Source organism: Limosilactobacillus vaginalis (assembly GCF_025311515.1).
Taxonomy (GTDB): Bacteria; Bacillota; Bacilli; order Lactobacillales; family Lactobacillaceae; genus Limosilactobacillus; species Limosilactobacillus vaginalis.
Window position 1 is genome coordinate 583,391 of sequence record NZ_CP104399.1, and the last position, 16,808, is coordinate 600,198.

Annotated in this window: 14 protein-coding genes, 16 tRNA genes and 3 rRNA genes; 32 read left to right on the forward strand and 1 reads right to left on the reverse strand. The window is 40.8% G+C overall.

Features of this window, described 5'->3' with window-relative positions; all coding sequences use genetic code 11:
- Positions 1 to 86: 86 nt before the first annotated feature.
- From N4627_RS02700 to N4627_RS02725, 6 genes are all read left to right on the forward strand, one after another.
- Positions 87 to 1,067 carry a class I SAM-dependent methyltransferase gene (locus tag N4627_RS02700; RefSeq protein ID WP_329958942.1) on the forward strand — a complete coding sequence of 327 codons (981 nt, stop codon included), beginning with the start codon at positions 87 to 89 and terminating at the stop codon, positions 1,065 to 1,067.
- 15 nt (positions 1,068 to 1,082) lie between these two features.
- Entirely contained in the window at positions 1,083 to 2,282 is a 1,200-nt protein-coding gene (locus tag N4627_RS02705; RefSeq protein ID WP_003717758.1) for an acetate/propionate family kinase, read from the forward strand.
- Between the two features lie 81 nt (positions 2,283 to 2,363).
- Positions 2,364 to 2,975, forward strand: a complete 612-nt coding sequence (locus N4627_RS02710) for a metallophosphoesterase (RefSeq protein WP_003717759.1) — start codon at positions 2,364 to 2,366, stop codon at positions 2,973 to 2,975.
- A gap of 58 nt (positions 2,976 to 3,033) precedes the next feature.
- Positions 3,034 to 3,585 carry a YutD family protein gene (locus tag N4627_RS02715; RefSeq protein WP_040531696.1) on the forward strand — a complete coding sequence of 184 codons (552 nt, stop codon included), beginning with the start codon at positions 3,034 to 3,036 and terminating at the stop codon, positions 3,583 to 3,585.
- Positions 3,575 to 4,351, forward strand: a complete 777-nt coding sequence (locus tag N4627_RS02720; RefSeq protein WP_003717761.1) for a TIGR01457 family HAD-type hydrolase — start codon at positions 3,575 to 3,577, stop codon at positions 4,349 to 4,351. Before N4627_RS02715 ends, N4627_RS02720 begins: the two co-directional genes overlap by 11 nt.
- Positions 4,351 to 4,977 (forward strand): TIGR01906 family membrane protein, encoded by a 627-nt coding sequence (locus N4627_RS02725; RefSeq protein WP_003717762.1) that lies wholly within the window; start codon positions 4,351 to 4,353, stop codon positions 4,975 to 4,977. Before N4627_RS02720 ends, N4627_RS02725 begins: the two co-directional genes overlap by 1 nt.
- Here N4627_RS02725 and N4627_RS02730 read toward each other — a convergent pair.
- Positions 4,951 to 5,592 carry a VTT domain-containing protein gene (locus N4627_RS02730; protein ID WP_098044721.1) on the reverse strand — a complete coding sequence of 214 codons (642 nt, stop codon included), beginning with the start codon at positions 5,590 to 5,592 and terminating at the stop codon, positions 4,951 to 4,953. The genes N4627_RS02725 and N4627_RS02730 overlap by 27 nt on opposite strands.
- Before the next feature lie 504 nt (positions 5,593 to 6,096).
- Between N4627_RS02730 and N4627_RS02735 the strand changes: the two genes are divergently transcribed.
- The 26 genes from N4627_RS02735 to N4627_RS02860 all read left to right on the forward strand — a co-directional run bounded on the left by N4627_RS02735 (position 6,097) and on the right by N4627_RS02860 (position 16,762).
- Positions 6,097 to 7,671 (forward strand): 16S ribosomal RNA (locus N4627_RS02735).
- 203 nt (positions 7,672 to 7,874) lie between these two features.
- A 23S ribosomal RNA gene (locus N4627_RS02740) occupies positions 7,875 to 10,796 on the forward strand.
- Between the two features lie 76 nt (positions 10,797 to 10,872).
- Positions 10,873 to 10,989 (forward strand): 5S ribosomal RNA (gene rrf, locus N4627_RS02745).
- The 16S, 23S and 5S rRNA genes sit together here with 16 tRNA genes alongside, the layout of an rRNA operon.
- Positions 10,990 to 10,995: 6 nt before the next feature.
- Positions 10,996 to 11,068 (forward strand) — tRNA-Val (locus N4627_RS02750).
- 17 nt (positions 11,069 to 11,085) lie between these two features.
- Positions 11,086 to 11,158: transfer RNA gene (locus N4627_RS02755), tRNA-Lys, on the forward strand.
- Between the two features lie 42 nt (positions 11,159 to 11,200).
- Positions 11,201 to 11,273 (forward strand) — tRNA-Thr (locus N4627_RS02760).
- Positions 11,274 to 11,282: 9 nt separating this feature from the next.
- A tRNA-Gly gene (locus N4627_RS02765) sits at positions 11,283 to 11,354 on the forward strand.
- Positions 11,355 to 11,370: 16 nt separating this feature from the next.
- A tRNA-Leu gene (locus tag N4627_RS02770) sits at positions 11,371 to 11,456 on the forward strand.
- 8 nt (positions 11,457 to 11,464) lie between these two features.
- A tRNA-Arg gene (locus N4627_RS02775) sits at positions 11,465 to 11,538 on the forward strand.
- Between the two features lie 5 nt (positions 11,539 to 11,543).
- Positions 11,544 to 11,617: transfer RNA gene (locus N4627_RS02780), tRNA-Pro, on the forward strand.
- Between the two features lie 31 nt (positions 11,618 to 11,648).
- A tRNA-Met gene (locus N4627_RS02785) sits at positions 11,649 to 11,722 on the forward strand.
- Between the two features lie 15 nt (positions 11,723 to 11,737).
- A tRNA-Ile gene (locus N4627_RS02790) sits at positions 11,738 to 11,811 on the forward strand.
- 37 nt (positions 11,812 to 11,848) lie between these two features.
- Positions 11,849 to 11,936: transfer RNA gene (locus N4627_RS02795), tRNA-Ser, on the forward strand.
- Between the two features lie 8 nt (positions 11,937 to 11,944).
- A tRNA-Met gene (locus tag N4627_RS02800) sits at positions 11,945 to 12,018 on the forward strand.
- Positions 12,019 to 12,023: 5 nt separating this feature from the next.
- Positions 12,024 to 12,098 (forward strand) — tRNA-Asp (locus tag N4627_RS02805).
- Positions 12,099 to 12,103: 5 nt separating this feature from the next.
- Positions 12,104 to 12,176, forward strand: a tRNA-Phe gene (locus N4627_RS02810).
- A gap of 16 nt (positions 12,177 to 12,192) precedes the next feature.
- A tRNA-Gly gene (locus N4627_RS02815) sits at positions 12,193 to 12,263 on the forward strand.
- A 7-nt stretch (positions 12,264 to 12,270) separates the two neighbouring features.
- Positions 12,271 to 12,345, forward strand: a tRNA-Ile gene (locus N4627_RS02820).
- Positions 12,346 to 12,348: 3 nt separating this feature from the next.
- Positions 12,349 to 12,436: transfer RNA gene (locus N4627_RS02825), tRNA-Ser, on the forward strand.
- A gap of 279 nt (positions 12,437 to 12,715) precedes the next feature.
- The gene (locus tag N4627_RS02830) at positions 12,716 to 12,949 is read left to right on the forward strand and encodes a hypothetical protein (RefSeq protein ID WP_260964920.1); all 234 of its coding nucleotides are present in this window, start codon (positions 12,716 to 12,718) and stop codon (positions 12,947 to 12,949) included.
- The gene (locus N4627_RS02835) at positions 12,936 to 13,442 is read left to right on the forward strand and encodes a hypothetical protein (RefSeq protein WP_260964921.1); all 507 of its coding nucleotides are present in this window, start codon (positions 12,936 to 12,938) and stop codon (positions 13,440 to 13,442) included. The genes N4627_RS02830 and N4627_RS02835 overlap by 14 nt, the downstream gene beginning before the upstream one ends.
- Positions 13,442 to 13,855 (forward strand): hypothetical protein, encoded by a 414-nt coding sequence (locus N4627_RS02840; protein WP_260964922.1) that lies wholly within the window; start codon positions 13,442 to 13,444, stop codon positions 13,853 to 13,855. Before N4627_RS02835 ends, N4627_RS02840 begins: the two co-directional genes overlap by 1 nt.
- Before the next feature lie 241 nt (positions 13,856 to 14,096).
- Positions 14,097 to 14,252: a hypothetical protein gene (locus N4627_RS02845; RefSeq protein ID WP_260964923.1), complete on the forward strand. Its 156-nt coding sequence runs from the start codon at positions 14,097 to 14,099 to the stop codon at positions 14,250 to 14,252.
- Between the two features lie 168 nt (positions 14,253 to 14,420).
- Positions 14,421 to 14,699: a hypothetical protein gene (locus N4627_RS02850; protein ID WP_260964924.1), complete on the forward strand. Its 279-nt coding sequence runs from the start codon at positions 14,421 to 14,423 to the stop codon at positions 14,697 to 14,699.
- Between the two features lie 377 nt (positions 14,700 to 15,076).
- Positions 15,077 to 15,466 (forward strand): hypothetical protein, encoded by a 390-nt coding sequence (locus N4627_RS02855; protein WP_260964925.1) that lies wholly within the window; start codon positions 15,077 to 15,079, stop codon positions 15,464 to 15,466.
- 51 nt (positions 15,467 to 15,517) lie between these two features.
- Positions 15,518 to 16,762, forward strand: a complete 1,245-nt coding sequence (locus N4627_RS02860) for an acetate and sugar kinases/Hsc70/actin family protein (protein ID WP_260964926.1) — start codon at positions 15,518 to 15,520, stop codon at positions 16,760 to 16,762.
- The last annotated feature ends 46 nt before the right edge of the window (positions 16,763 to 16,808 follow it).

Consider the following 16,808-nt stretch of genomic DNA (forward strand, 5'->3'; position numbering starts at 1 on the left):
AGACAGAATCGTTAAACTTAAAGATGATTGTAATGTAATGGAGGTGACCTGCACTGTCACAGCAATCAGTTCAAAAACTATTTGAGTTGTTTGATCAGGGAACGATGCTTTTACAGTCTGCGTTAAATTGTTCTTATTTAGACGCAATGCTAGAGAATGCAGAGAACATTATTGATGACAATACTGTTCGGGTAGAGGATGGTGTTCCTGATAAAGAGACTCAAGAAAAACTGAAGAAGATCTACCAGCAACTTGATCTTAAAAATGTTAAAGCAGAAGCAATTCGTCAATTAATTCAGTTAAGCTTTTTGAAAGTTATTCGAAAAGATGCAATTCAGGCAAATCATCAAATGACGCCAGATACAATTGGTCTTTTGATGGCATTCTTGATTGAAAAGGTAACTCAAAACACAAAGCTTGAAACAATTTTCGATCCCGCGGTGGGGACAGCTAACTTATTAACGACTGTCATTAACCAGCTTGACAAAGATGAACATGATAACATCAAAGGCTTTGGGATTGACAATGATGATTCAATGCTTAGTGTAGCCAGTGTTAATGTTGCATTGCAGTATGCTAATGTGGATTTATTCCATCAAGATGCTGTTGGTGCTTTGGATATTCCACAGTGTGATTTAGCAGTTAGTGATTTACCAATAGGTTATTATCCGCTTGATGATAATACTAAGGATTATCAAACACGGGCAAAAAAAGGACATTCGTATATCCATCACCTGTTAATTGAACAATCGATGAATTATTTAAAGCCAGGTAGTTTTGGCGTTTTTCTTGTTCCAAGTAGTTTATTTCAAACGAAAGAAACAGAGGGATTTGTTAAGTGGATTCATTCAGTTGCCTACCTTCAAGGATTCGTCAATTTGCCAAGTGAATTATTTGCTAACCCAGCTGCGCAAAAGTCAATTTTACTTTTGCAGCGTCATGGAGGAAACGGCAAACAAGCCGCTAAGGTTCTCCTTGGTGAATTTCCGTCATTTAAGGATCAAAAAAACTTTGCTCGTTTTATGCAGGAAATTAATGATTGGGTTGCAACAAATATTAAAAAATAAAGGGGACGTTATCATATGTCAAAGACAATTGCAGTTAATGCCGGAAGTTCAACACTAAAGTTTAAGTTATTTGATATGCCAAGTGAAGAAGTTGTTGCTGAAGGAACAATTGAACGAATTGGCGAAAAGATGGGCCATGCTAAAATTAAGTATGGTGATGGTCAAAAACATGAAGAAGAACGGGCATTTGCCGATCACGGTACCGCCGTTAAGTACCTGCTGGATCAATTAATCAGTCTCAAGATTGTTAAGAGCTATGATGAGATTACTGCTGTTGGTCACCGGGTTGTTGCTGGTGGTGAATACTTCAAGGATTCTGCAGTAATTACTGATGATGTAATTGAGAAAATTGATAGTTTAGCTGAGTATGCTCCATTACATGATCCTGCTGAATTAGTAGGGATTAAAGAATTCCGCAAGGTACTGCCAAATGCATTTGCGGTTGCCGTATTTGATACTTCATTCCACGTAAACATGCCAAAGAAGAATGCTCTTTACAGTGTTCCTTATGAATGGTATGAAAAGTATGGTGCCCGGAAATATGGTGCTCACGGTACTAGTCACCGTTATGTTGCCGGACGGGCTGCTGAAATGCTCGGCAAGCCGCTTGAAGATCTGAAGTTGATCACAATGCATATTGGTGCAGGTGCTTCAATTACTGCCGTTAAGGATGGTAAGTCTTACGATACTTCAATGGGCTTTTCACCATTGGCTGGGATTACAATGGCAACTCGTTCAGGGGATGTAGATCCTTCCTTGGTTGAATTTATGCAAGAAAAGTTAGGCAAGACTGCACCAGAAATGATTGATATTTTGAATCATGAATCTGGAATTAAGGGAATTTCTGGTATTTCCCCAGATATGCGTGATATTCTTGCTGCAGCTGACAAGGGTGATAAGCGTGCCCAATTGACCATTGATATTTATGTAAACCGAATTGTTCGTTATGTTGGTGCCTACATTGCAGAAATGGGCGGAGCAGATGCAATTGTCTTCACTGCCGGTGTTGGTGAAAATAGTGTTCCAATTCGGAAGATGGTTACCGATAAGCTTGCATACTTCGGAATTAAGATTGATCAGGAAAAGAATAATTGCCATGGTGTTGAACGGGATCTTTCAACACCGGATGCTAAGATTAAGACGTTATTAATTCCAACTAACGAAGAATTAATGATTGTTCGTGATATTGAACGCTTGAAGAAGCAAAGCAAGTAATTTATTATAAAAACCGATAGTTGGGAGAGTGTTTTTGTCCCAGCTATCGGTTTATTTTTATTTAAATAAGGGGTGAAGAGAATGCAATTTGTTACGGCTGATACTCACTTCTTAGATGAGCATTTATTAGGAATTGATAATTTCGCGCCACGGCCCTTTCTGACGGTTGATCAAATGGATCAAACGATTATTAAGAATTGGAACGAACGGGTTAGTGAGAATGATACCGTTTATCATCTTGGCGATATTGCAGTTTATTTTGCTAAGCCTCAGGCAAAAGCGTATGAAAAGATTTTTCAAATTCTTGACTCGTTAAATGGTCATTTAGTTTTAATCAAAGGAAATCACGATAGTAGGGGATTGTTTAAATACCTAGCTAAAAATAATTATTCTTTTAGTGGAAAACCAAAGTTTACTTTTCATGATGTTGGCGTATTGCTGAAATACGATCATCGTCAATACTATTTAACCCATTACCCACTAATGTTGGGAATAGCACCGCAAATTATTAACCTTCATGGTCATATTCATCATTATGCAGTTCCGGCGAAGGAAAACATTAATGTCGGAATTGACTCACCTGAATTTGATTATTTATTGCCGGAAAAGGTACCATTTGGTGCACCCCTTAGCTTTGATCAAATTGAAAAAATGATTAATGGTAAGACGGATGACTTTGCAAAGCGACGTTAAGAACGTGGTATTATGGTAATTAGTAATTTTAAATTTAGAATAAAGCGAGGTGAAAAGTTTGAATCGCGCAAAAATTCAAGAGTATATCGATCAACGTGAAGAACAACGGATTGATTTATATCATTATGAGGAGCAATCAGGGAATGATTTTCTCCTTAATGGTCATCAATATAAATTATTAAAGAATTATCGTGAAGGATTCGATGGTAAACAATTAGCCAACCGATTTAGTAATATCCTAAATAAGTATGACTACATTGTTGGCGATTGGGGTTACGATCAGTTACGCTTGAAGGGATTTTATGATCCGGATAATCCACTGTTTCGGCCTGATCAGGGGGTTGAGACGATTGAAGATTACCTATACGAAGATTGTAATTTTGGTTGCCCATATTTTATCGTTCGAAACTGTGATGTTCGTCTGCCTAAACGACGTAATCGCCGACGCCGAAGAGAACATTCTCCAGCAATTAGGGAGCGACGGCGGAAACTCAGCCAGCCAGAGCCACGAAAGCGACGTCACCAATCAGCAAAACGGGTTAAAGTCGGTAATCACCAACAAAAATTTGTTATCCATCAACGGGTAAAGAGGAATCAAAATGAAAAATAATTATCAGGGGTATTTTATCGATCTTGATGGGACAATGTATAAGGGAACTAAGAGGATCCCAGCTGCGGCAAGGTTCATTCGTCGCCTTCAAGATGCAGGTAAGCAGATACTGTTTGTAACAAATAATAGTACAAGGTCACCAGAGTTTGTTGCTGATAACTTAACTACTAATCACGATATTCACGTGAACAGCGATAATGTTTATACGACAGCGCTCGCAACAGCTGATTATTTAGATCAAATCGCCGGGGATAAGCGCCGGGTTTACGTAGTTGGTGAAAGTGGTCTACGAAATGCGCTTATTAGTCGTCATTTTACTATTACAGATATGTCACCAGACTATGTGGTTGTAGGCTTAGACTCAAAAGTAACTTATGACAAGTTGGCAACTGCCGTTTTATTAATTCGGGCAGGAGCAACATTTATCGGAACTAACTCAGATAGTAATTTGCCAAATCAGCGAGGGATGGTTCCTGGGGCAGGTTCTTTAGTGAAATTAGTAGAATATGCTACTCAGAAGCGACCAATCATGATTGGCAAGCCAGAAAAAATTATAATGGCGATGGCACTAAAGAAAAGCGGCCTTAACAAAGAACAAGTTGTGATGGTCGGAGATAACTACAATACGGATATTAAAGCGGCAATTAATTTTGGTATTGATAGTTTATTAGTATATTCAGGCCTATCTACAAAATTAGAAGTCAGTAAGGAAGCCATTCAACCAACTCATCAAGTTGATAGTTTAGATGATTGGCAGGTTGAGTAATGAAAATAGAAATCAAGAGCATCCTGGAAGTATTAGTATACTTTGTAGCAGCGGCTTCTATTGCAGTGATTATTACGACAAACGTCTCGATTATTTTCTTGCATCCATTTGCCGTTGATGGGATAAGCTGGGGAGAAATTATGAGTGATTATCGGCGCTTACTAATTTATCTCCAGTCCCCAATAGCTAATCAGTTAACTTTTCGCTATTTACCAATTAGTAGCAATGCAAGCGAACATTTTTCAATGGTACGGTGCTTCTTGATAATTAATGAAGGGGTATGTCTTACCAGTTGGGGAATAGTTATTAGCAAAATCAAACATGAAAAAAAGCGAAGCCAGCTAATAATGTTGGTTTCGCTTATTGATTATCTATGTCTTGGATTGTTAATAATTAGTGGGTTAACAGCAATTGACTTTGAAAGAACGTTTATTTTGTTCCATTACTTGTTATTTAGTGATAACAAGTGGATTTTTAATTCGCAGACTGACCCAATTATTATGGGGATGCCACCGACGTTCTTTTTGAAACTATTTGGCATTTGGTTAATAATTACAATTGCGATTCTTGGATATTTGCGGTTTTATAATCGGCAAAAATTATTTAGCGGTAAATTTAGATCTTAGGTAGCTGACCACTGCAGGTATTAGTGTAACAACAATGATGGCAATGATAATTACCGAGAAGTGTTCCTGGACGAATGGTAGATTACCAAAGAAATAACCGGCTGCACAGCAAATAGTTACCCATGAAAGACAGCCAATAATGCTGTAACGAATAAATTTCCGGTAAGGGAATCCAGAACCAGCCGCTGCAAATGGAGCAAATGTTCTAATTATTGGCATGTAGCGAGCAAGAATGATTGCTGGAGCTCCGTGCTTTTCAAAGAATTGTTCAGCCTTTGTAAGACTATCTTTATCAATCAACTTTCCGAATAATGAATGATTAGATAGTCCCTTACCGATTCGGTGACCAATATAGAAGTTTATTGAATCACCGAGAAGACAAGCAGCAAGGAAGACAAGGACAAATATCCAAATATTAAGATGATATTGTGCGTTAGCAGCTAAAGCGCTTGCCGCAAATAGTAGTGAGTCACCAGGTAGAAATGGCAGAATCACTGCACCAGTTTCGATAAAGATGATCGCAAAGAGAATAAGGTAAGTAGAATCACCAAAGTTATTTACAATCTGAATAAGGTGAGTATCAATATGTAAAACAAAATCAATTAATGTTGAAATCATTGACTAGCTCCTTTTAAAAATTCACAATACTTAGTAAGTTTATCAACCGTTGTTAACTTTGTGAAGTGCAATTTAAAGGCTTTGTTAAAGCTTAATAATGATTGAGGAAAGATTGCTAAATGTTTTTTAGAATTTCTATTGACATAGTATCAAGAACAAGGTATAGTAATTAACGTTGTCTGCGAGACAATGATTTCTATCAAATGTTGATTGAAATTAGTTGTTGACTTAAGCAAGATGACATGATATATTATAAAAGCTGCTTGTTAAAAAAAGTTGTTAACATCTAGTTAAAATTAGTTGTTGACATCTTACACAGCATTTGATATAATGAATTTGCTAGTCAGCGCTTATTACTGACTAAGGTAGACCTTTGAAAACTGAACAAAGTTTCGACGAATCAAATGTGTAGGGTCTTCAATCATTACGATTTGAAGCAAAACATTTGCGAAGTCAATTCGCTTAATTAATTTGAATTAGAGCTATTCAAGTTCTTATATTTTATATGAGAGTTTGATCCTGGCTCAGGATGAACGCCGGCGGTGTGCCTAATACATGCAAGTCGAGCGCATTGGCCCAACTGATATGACGTGCTTGCACTGAATTGACGTTGGATTACCAGTGAGCGGCGGACGGGTGAGTAACACGTGGGCAACCTGCCCTGAAGCGGGGGATAACATCTGGAAACAGGTGCTAATACCGCATAACAACGAAAACCACATGGTTTTCGTTTCAAAGATGGTTTCGGCTATCACTTCAGGATGGGCCCGCGGTGCATTAGCTAGTTGGTAAGGTAACGGCTTACCAAGGCAATGATGCATAGCCGAGTTGAGAGACTGATCGGCCACAATGGAACTGAGACACGGTCCATACTCCTACGGGAGGCAGCAGTAGGGAATCTTCCACAATGGGCGCAAGCCTGATGGAGCAACACCGCGTGAGTGAAGAAGGGTTTCGGCTCGTAAAGCTCTGTTGTTGGAGAAGAACGTGCGTGAGAGTAACTGTTCACGCAGTGACGGTATCCAACCAGAAAGTCACGGCTAACTACGTGCCAGCAGCCGCGGTAATACGTAGGTGGCAAGCGTTATCCGGATTTATTGGGCGTAAAGCGAGCGCAGGCGGTTGCTTAGGTCTGATGTGAAAGCCTTCGGCTTAACCGAAGAAGGGCATCGGAAACCGTGCGACTTGAGTGCAGAAGAGGACAGTGGAACTCCATGTGTAGCGGTGGAATGCGTAGATATATGGAAGAACACCAGTGGCGAAGGCGGCTGTCTGGTCTGCAACTGACGCTGAGGCTCGAAAGCATGGGTAGCGAACAGGATTAGATACCCTGGTAGTCCATGCCGTAAACGATGAGTGCTAGGTGTTGGAGGGTTTCCGCCCTTCAGTGCCGGAGCTAACGCATTAAGCACTCCGCCTGGGGAGTACGACCGCAAGGTTGAAACTCAAAGGAATTGACGGGGGCCCGCACAAGCGGTGGAGCATGTGGTTTAATTCGAAGCTACGCGAAGAACCTTACCAGGTCTTGACATCTTGCGCTAACCTAAGAGATTAGGCGTTCCCTTCGGGGACGCAATGACAGGTGGTGCATGGTCGTCGTCAGCTCGTGTCGTGAGATGTTGGGTTAAGTCCCGCAACGAGCGCAACCCTTGTTACTAGTTGCCAGCATTCAGTTGGGCACTCTAGTGAGACTGCCGGTGACAAACCGGAGGAAGGTGGGGACGACGTCAGATCATCATGCCCCTTATGACCTGGGCTACACACGTGCTACAATGGACGGTACAACGAGTTGCGAACTCGCGAGAGTAAGCTAATCTCTTAAAGCCGTTCTCAGTTCGGACTGTAGGCTGCAACTCGCCTACACGAAGTCGGAATCGCTAGTAATCGCGGATCAGCATGCCGCGGTGAATACGTTCCCGGGCCTTGTACACACCGCCCGTCACACCATGGAAGTTTGCAATGCCCAAAGTCGGTGGCCTAACCATTTGGAGGGAACCGCCTAAGGCAGGGCAGATGACTGGGGTGAAGTCGTAACAAGGTAGCCGTAGGAGAACCTGCGGCTGGATCACCTCCTTTCTAAGGAATAAAACGGAAACCTACACATCGAAGAAACTTTGTTTAGTTTTGAGAGGTTTACTCTCAGGCTTGCACTTTGAAAACTAAATAATATCAATTTTCTTTATTAATTAACAAAACAAACCGAGAACACCGCGTTATTTTGAGTTATTTAGAAATAATCGCTAACTCAATTAATCGGATAATCACGAAGTGATTATCAAGGTTAAGTTATGAAGGGCGCATGGTGAATGCCTTGGTACTAGGAGCCGATGAAGGACGGGACTAACACCGATATGCTTCGGGGAGCGGTAAGTACGCTTTGATCCGGAGATTTCCGAATGGGGAAACCCAACCAACTTAGTCGTTGGTTGCTTGACTAGTGAATCTATAGCTAGCAAGCGGTAGACGCAGTGAACTGAAACATCTCAGTAGCTGCAGGAAGAGAAAGAAAAATCGATTCCCTCAGTAGCGGCGAGCGAACGGGGAAGAGCCCAAACCAACGAGCTTGCTCGTTGGGGTTGTAGGACTGAACATTTGAGTTACCAAAGAGCGACGTAGTCGAAACAGTTGGGAAGCTGTGCCAGAGATGGTGAAAGCCCAGTAGACGAAACGGCACTCTCTCAGTTCAGGATCCTGAGTACGGCGGGACACGTGAAACCCCGTCGGAAGCAGCGAGGACCATCTCGCAAGGCTAAATACTCCCTAGTGACCGATAGTGAACCAGTACCTTGAGGGAAAGGTGAAAAGCACCCCGGAAGGGGAGTGAAATAGTTCCTGAAACCATGTGCCTACAAGCTGTCGGAGCCCATTAATGGGTGACGGCGTGCCTCTTGCAGAATGAACCGGCGAGTTACGATTGCATGCAAGGTTAAGGTGGAAAAACCGGAGCCGCAGCGAAAGCGAGTCTGAAATGGGCGTATGAAGTATGTAGTTGTAGACCCGAAACCAGGTGACCTACCCATGTCCAGGTTGAAGGTGCGGTAAAGCGCACTGGAGGACCGAACCCGTGTCAGTTGAAAATGGCTGGGATGAGGTGTGGGTAGCGGTGAAATTCCAAACGAACTTGGAGATAGCTGGTTCTCTCCGAAATCTCTTTAGGGGGAGCCTTGGGAATTAGAATCGTGGAGGTAGAGCTACTGTTTGAACAAGGGGCCCGTCATGGGTTACCAACTTCAGATAAACTCCGAATGCCATTGATTTATGCCCAGGAGTCACACGATGAGTGATAAGATCCACCGTGTAAAGGGGAACAGCCCAGATCACCAGTTAAGGTCCCTAAATATATGCTAAGTGGAAAAGGATGTGGAGTTGCATAGACAACTAGGATGTTGGCTCAGAAGCAGCCACCATTTAAAGAGTGCGTAATAGCTCACTAGTCGAGTGATTCTGCGCCGAAAATGTACCGGGGCTAAGCATATTACCGAAACTGTGGATGTGCACTACGTGCACGTGATAGGAGAGCGTTCTAAGGGCGGTGAAGCTAGACCGTGAGGACTGGTGGAGCGCTTAGAAGTGAGAATGCCGGTATGAGTAGCGAAAGACAGGTGAGAATCCTGTCCACCGAATGACTAAGGTTTCCTGGGGAAGGCTCGTCCTCCCAGGGTAAGTCGGGACCTAAGCCGAGGCCGAGAGGCGTAGGCGATGGATAACAGGTTGAGATTCCTGTACCAGTTAACTGCGTTTGACGATGGAGGGACGCAGGAGGCTAAGCAAACCTCACGATTGGAAGAGTGGGGCCAAGCAGTAAGTCAGGATGTGAGTCAAATGCTTACATCCGGGTTGACAAGCTGTGATGGGGAGCGAAATTACAGTAGCGAAGTTGCCGATGTCACACTGCCGAGAAAAGCTTCTAAGGAGCACGTTAACTGCCCGTACCGCAAACCGACACAGGTAGTCGAGGAGAGAATCCTAAGGTGAGCGAGTGAACTCTCGTTAAGGAACTCGGCAAAATGACCCCGTAACTTCGGGAGAAGGGGTGCTGGTCGCAAGACCAGCCGCAGTGAATAGGCCCAGGCGACTGTTTATCAAAAACACAGGTTTCTGCAAAATCGTAAGATGAAGTATAGGGGCTGACGCCTGCCCGGTGCTGGAAGGTTAAAAGGAAGGGTTAGCTTCGGCGAAGCTCTGAATTGAAGCCCCAGTAAACGGCGGCCGTAACTATAACGGTCCTAAGGTAGCGAAATTCCTTGTCGGGTAAGTTCCGACCCGCACGAAAGGCGTAACGATCTGGGCGCTGTCTCAACGAGAGACTCGGTGAAATTGAAATCCCTGTGAAGATGCAGGGTACCCGCGACAGGACGGAAAGACCCCATGGAGCTTTACTGTAGCTTGATATTGAGTGTTTGTACTGCTTGTACAGGATAGGTAGGAGCCATAGAAGTCGGAACGCTAGTTTCGACGGAGGCGTTGGTGGGATACTACCCTTGCATTATGACCACTCTAACCCGCAGCACTGAACGTGCTGGGAGACAGTGTCAGGTGGGCAGTTTGACTGGGGCGGTCGCCTCCCAAAAGGTAACGGAGGCGCCCAAAGGTTCGCTCAGAATGGTTGGAAATCATTCGCAGAGTGTAAAGGCACAAGCGAGCTTGACTGCGAGACAGACAGGTCGAGCAGGGACGAAAGTCGGGCTTAGTGATCCGGTGGTTCCGCATGGAAGGGCCATCGCTCAACGGATAAAAGCTACCCTGGGGATAACAGGCTTATCTCCCCCAAGAGTCCACATCGACGGGGAGGTTTGGCACCTCGATGTCGGCTCATCGCATCCTGGGGCTGTAGTCGGTCCCAAGGGTTGGGCTGTTCGCCCATTAAAGCGGTACGCGAGCTGGGTTCAGAACGTCGTGAGACAGTTCGGTCCCTATCCGTCGCGGGCGGAGGAAATTTGAGAGGACCTGTCCTTAGTACGAGAGGACCGGGATGGACATACCGCTGGTGTACCAGTTGTTCCGCCAGGAGCACCGCTGGGTAGCTATGTATGGACGAGATAAACGCTGAAAGCATCTAAGTGTGAAACTCGCCTCGAGATGAGATTTCCCATTCCTTCGGGAAGTAAGACCCCACAAAGATGATGTGGTAGATAGGATGGAAGTGGAAGTGCCGTGAGGCATGGAGCGGACCATTACTAATCGGTCGAGGACTTAACCAAGTTAAGCGGTAAGGTTTGGAAGAAGAGCGATATTGTTTAGTTTTGAGAGCGCAAGCTCGAACCCGCAAAGGGTAAGTGTGGTGATGATGGCTTGAAGGATACACCTGTTCCCATGCCGAACACAGAAGTTAAGCTTCAACACGCCAAAAGTAGTTGGGGGATCGCTCCCTGCGAGGATAGGACGTTGCCACGCTATTATGGAGGATTAGCTCAGTTGGGAGAGCATCTGCCTTACAAGCAGGAGGTCACAGGTTCGAGCCCTGTATCCTCCATTGAGCATTAAGCTCATGAGCCGTTAGCTCAGTTGGTAGAGCATCTGACTTTTAATCAGAGGGTCGGCGGTTCGAGACCGCCACGGCTCATTGCCAAATAGGTAACGGTTTGGTATAATAAAAAAAGTGTACGCCGACTTAGCTCAGTTGGCAGAGCATCTGTCTTGTAAACAGAGGGTCGGAGGTTCGAATCCTCTAGTCGGCACTTATATATGCGGAAGTAGTTCAGTGGTAGAACATCACCTTGCCATGGTGGGGGTCGCGGGTTCGAATCCCGTCTTCCGCTTTGTCAATTCTATAATGCCGGGGTGGCGGAATTGGCAGACGCACGGGACTTAAAATCCCGCGGTTAGTGATAACCGTACCGGTTCGATCCCGGTCCTCGGCACTTTTTATGCACCCATAGCGCAATTGGATAGAGTGTCTGACTACGAATCAGAAGGTTGAAGGTTCGACTCCTTCTGGGTGCATTTTTCGGGAAATAGCTCAGCTTGGTAGAGCACCTGGTTTGGGACCAGGGGGTCGCAGGTTCGAATCCTGTTTTCCCGATTTAATTCTAATATTTAATCTATTAGGTTTTCGCGGTGTAGCTCAGCTGGCTAGAGCGTCCGGTTCATACCCGGGAGGTCGAGGGTTCGATCCCCCCCGCCGCGATTGACTGGCTGTTTTGGACCTTTAGCTCAGTTGGTTAGAGCAAGCGGCTCATAACCGCCCGGTCGTAGGTTCGAGTCCTACAAGGTCCATCAACTATCTGTGATGGATTGTTATTATTTACATTATGGAGGATTACCCAAGTGGCTGAAGGGGGCGGTCTTGAAAACCGCTAGGCCGTGAGAGCGACGCGAGGGTTCGAATCCCTCATCCTCCTTTTATTATCGCGGGGTAGAGCAGTCTGGTAGCTCGTCGGGCTCATAACCCGGAGGTCGTTGGTTCAAATCCAGCCCCCGCAATTGTTGGTCCGTTGGTCTAGTTGGTTTAGGACGCATCCCTGTCACGGATGAGATCACGAGTTCGAGTCTCGTACGGACCGTTTTTGGCTCGGTAGCTCAGTTGGTAGAGCAACGGATTGAAGCTCCGTGTGTCGGCGGTTCGATTCCGTCCCGCGCCATTTAACTTAATATTATGCGGGTATAGTTCAGTGGTAAAACCACAGCCTTCCAAGCTGTTGTCGCGAGTTCGATTCTCGTTACCCGCTTTTATATGGGCCTATAGCTCAGCTGGTTTAGAGCGCACGCCTGATAAGCGTGAGGTCGATGGTTCAAGTCCATTTAGGCCCATTTGGAGAAGTACTCAAGTGGCTGAAGAGGCGCCCCTGCTAAGGGTGTAGATCGCGAGAGCGGTGCGAGGGTTCGAATCCCTCCTTCTCCGTTTAATGCCAATTTGGTTCTAGTTCTCAATTAAGAAACCTAGTTCCACAAACATTGTTAAATCAGTGTTTGTGGAACTTTTTTATTATGATTGGTTGTACTATGTTATACTAAGTTGACGCTTTAATGGTGCACCTGGTGTGCACTTATGGTGTTAAAAAAGTGCACAAAGTGCACCAAAAAAGGATAAAATTGATACCTTTTTAGTTTTTAACCTAGTATTTAATAATAAGTATTCAATGTATAATATAATTAGTTATGATGTTATGAGGTGAAGAATATGGATCAATTAAGGGCTATAAAACCATGGATGCACTTATTCTGGAAAATATTAGCAGTTTTGGAAACAATAATTATTTTGCTTTTATTAGCATTTTTAGGTGATTTTGGTAGTTTAGTTCAAAATATTTTATCAAGTATTTTAATAACACTTTTTCTATTAGTCTTATCAATAATGATTTCGATTATTTTTTATGAAATAAAGCAACACAAAGGTAAACATGAAGAACAATAAAGATAAGTCAATACAAAAAGTTCTAAAACAAAAGCAACATGTTTTGGATAAATATGGTAATTTAACAATTGATGAACTTAATAATCTCTGTACCTATTTAAACATAAAAACAGATAGTGCTAAAGTTTGGATAGGAGCTGGAGTTGCTCTGTTAATTGCAATATTTTTTAATCATGGTGATACTTTATATAAATTTTTATATAATGTGCTTAAATTTGTTTCAATTAACCATCTTAAGGGAAAAATTTTAGTGGAGTATGCTAAACAAGCAACTCTTTATACCAAATGGGCGGTATCGCTAATATTCATTTTACTTACCTATGTTGCTTATTCACATCAAAAAAATTTGAATTGGCTTTTAGAAATAAAGGAAGAACGGATAAAAACAAAACAGAATCAATTAGAAAAGAAACAACAAAAATTGAGAAACAAAAAGATTCACGACAGAAAGGATTATTTAGTTAAGCTACGTCAACGAAGGAGGCTAAAATAATGACTTACACAGTAAAAAAGTATTTATGGTCAGAGGCAGCCTACCTAGTTGCAGCTATTCCTTATCTGGTTTGGCTTTACTTATCAAATAGGTCACTTAATGAGAAATATAAAAATGAAAGCCTTATTCAAAAAGCTATTAATGTTGTTGAACAAAATAATGATTTAGCAATATCATTATTAAAATGGGGAGCTTTTTTTATCCTTATTGGGATTGTTTTGATTACTATTCACGTATATATAAATAAAAATGACTATTCTGATGAACCATTAAATACACTCTGGTTTTATTTATGCTTGGGTTCTAATATCATAATAATTCTCTTGATCCTTATTTGGCTAGCAAACCCAATTCTAATAGGTTTTGCTATAATTACTTTTGGAGTAAGTGGAATAGTAATGAGTGTAAGTTAGACAAAGAGGCTATTGAGAGTAATATTAAAAGATATATTGATTACGTAAGCCATTTATGTTAGTTTATGTTTGAAGATAAACTAATTTTGGTTAGTACTTATCATTGGATAATTTTAGTTCCATAAACATTGTTAAATCAATGCTTGTGGAATTTTTTATTATGGTAACTATTTGTATCAAACTGCTATTTAATATAAATAGGAATCAAAATGATATATCTGATGAAGGAGGAAACATAGCCATGAAATCAAAAAAACATTTATCTGTTACAGAATTAAATAAGGAAATAATTGATACAAATAATATAAGCAAGAAAAGAAAATTAGGTAAGATATTAAATCAAGAACTTACTCAAAGTCAATTAGCTGTTATTAATCGTAAGGTATTTATTAGATGAGGAAATTATTAATTATTGTCGGTATTAATGGTGCGACAAAGAAAGTAACTAAGAATTAATTTTCCCTTAGATTAGTCCATTAAATGATAATCTTTTTATGGTTGTAGCAAAAAAATCAACACACTTCAGAGGGTATAATGAACATATACAGAAAGGAGTTGTTACTATATGGAGAAGATTAATGAAGTAGATATTCCATATGAGTTTGATGTAGATGGTGGCTTTGACTTTGAGATTGATGGAAAAACCGAATCAATTGAATGGCATCATGAAGATGACAACCAATACTCTGATATTAATATTGAATATGACGGGTTTGTGAAGGGTTCAATTTTAAATGCATTCAACCTAAATTCTGTTGCTGGTAAGAAGGCAAAGGAAGAGGTAGTTGATGATGTACGAAAACAATTAGCTACAGCAATCAATAAAAAAGCACTAGCACTCTAATTAGACATATCAATTAAAAATATCCATCTTTTATGACACTGACTTTGTTCAGTGTTTTTTTTATTTGCTGAATATTAGAGTTGGGCGATGACAGTTTTCAGTCAGCGTCTTTTTTATAATTCTCTATATGCAAAATGTATTAAATAATATAAAATACATTGACAAAGCAAAATGAGATGTTAGAATATAATTGTAAATTAAATTAATTAATATAATCTATATACAAAGGAGCGGTTGTGATGATTCAATCAATACTTAATACTTTCATTGACTTCATTTTTTACGTTTTTCTATATACTTTTATCACTGGTATTTCTTTGTCATTGGTGTTACTTGTGCTAAATATTTATTGAAAGTACTAGAAAGAGGGTATTTTAATGTATTCGGATGAGCTTGATTTTAATAAGATTTATCTTAATAAAGAAAGAAAAGAAATCTTTAATGCAGTGATGAATTTTGATGATAATACTAAAACAAAGTTTCTTTTTTTCACCAGATCCTCATTGTATGACTATCTTTCTAACCTTCAGAAGAAATCATATCTTGACCATAATATTGGTTTTCTTATTCCTTGGTCAGATATTGCCAAGAGAATTTATATTAATCAGAAAAATTTAAATCATTATATTAAGGAGCTGTCTGCTGGGGATCATACCGTAATTAGCTTTTTGCTTAAGACCCTTGTAAATGCTTTGAATAGAAAATATTCAAACATGGATTTTCATATGTCTGATGACGGAAAGGGCATTTATTTGGATTTCAAATAGTTAAAGAACATAACTGCTAATATTTAATTTGATAAAGAAGAGGTAATTATAATGACAGAGAATTATAGCACTAATGAAATTTTACATTTTTCAAATGATGCGGGAAATGACAGTATGAAGGCTTATCTTGATGATGAATTCTTCAAGATGCCATCTGTTATTGCTTTTAAGGGGCCACAGGATTCTACTGCTCCAATCTCATTTGAGAATGAAGAAGATAAAGAAAGCTATATGAATGACTTTCTTAACCATATGGATGTTTCAATTTCAAGTAATGCAGTTAGTGAAAATAGTGAAAATCGACGTTTCATTGTAGGAAATAGTGCTGCTGCAAGTGGTCTTCCCCTAACTTCATTTGATTTAAACGACTTATCAGGGAAGTCTGATGTTGATTTGACGGCTTTATTGACTCTAAGTCTAATTGCTGGTAACCGGGTAAAAAAAGCTTATAAGAAAGGTGAAGGATTAAACGATCCATTAAAAGTTAATGTCAATATGACTACTGCTTTACCGATTTTGGAAGGAAAACAACCAGGCAAAATTGATAAGTACCGTGATCGGTATCTGAATGCTACTCACGTGGTTACTTTCCACAACTTCAAAGATCCTATTGTTGTGCAAATTAAATTTAATCACGTATATGTTGGACTAGAAGGTGAGATGGCCCAATTAATGATTAGCAATAATATCAATAAGCAATTAGGTCAATTCATTATTAATCAACTTAAAAAGCGCTATCCAAAGGTAGCTAACTCATTAACCCCAGAGATTCTTGAAAAGTTGATTCAGAACGTACTTGGAATTGATATTGGTGGAGGAACTACTGAATGGACAGCTATTGTTAATGGAACCACTAACCTGAACGTTTCTACCTCACTGATGCAAGGATTTGATAATGTTTTAGAGAAGGCAAGATTATATCTACAAACGAAAAGCCTTAACTTTGAAAATATTTCTCAAATCCAAGAGTATTTAAGCTCTGATACAGATGACTTTTTTAGTAATAATAAAGAGATTGTTAAGCAAGCAATCACGGATAATGCTATTCCATTTAATGAACAGATTGTTAAACAGACCTCTTCAGTTATTCGACAAATTGGTTCGCAATTAAATCTAGTATTTGTCTATGGGGGCGGTTCAATTTCGCTTGCTGACACAGCATTATTAAATGACTTAAGCAACAAACTAAAATTATTTAAGGGTGGTGCTGAAGTACCAGTTATTTGGATTCCAAAGCCCTATGCTCAGGTAATGAATCTTGGCGGACTTTCTATCGTTCAGAAAGCCTTAAACTAGCTTAATATATAAGAACAATAGGTTATCTGCTACAATAATAGAGATA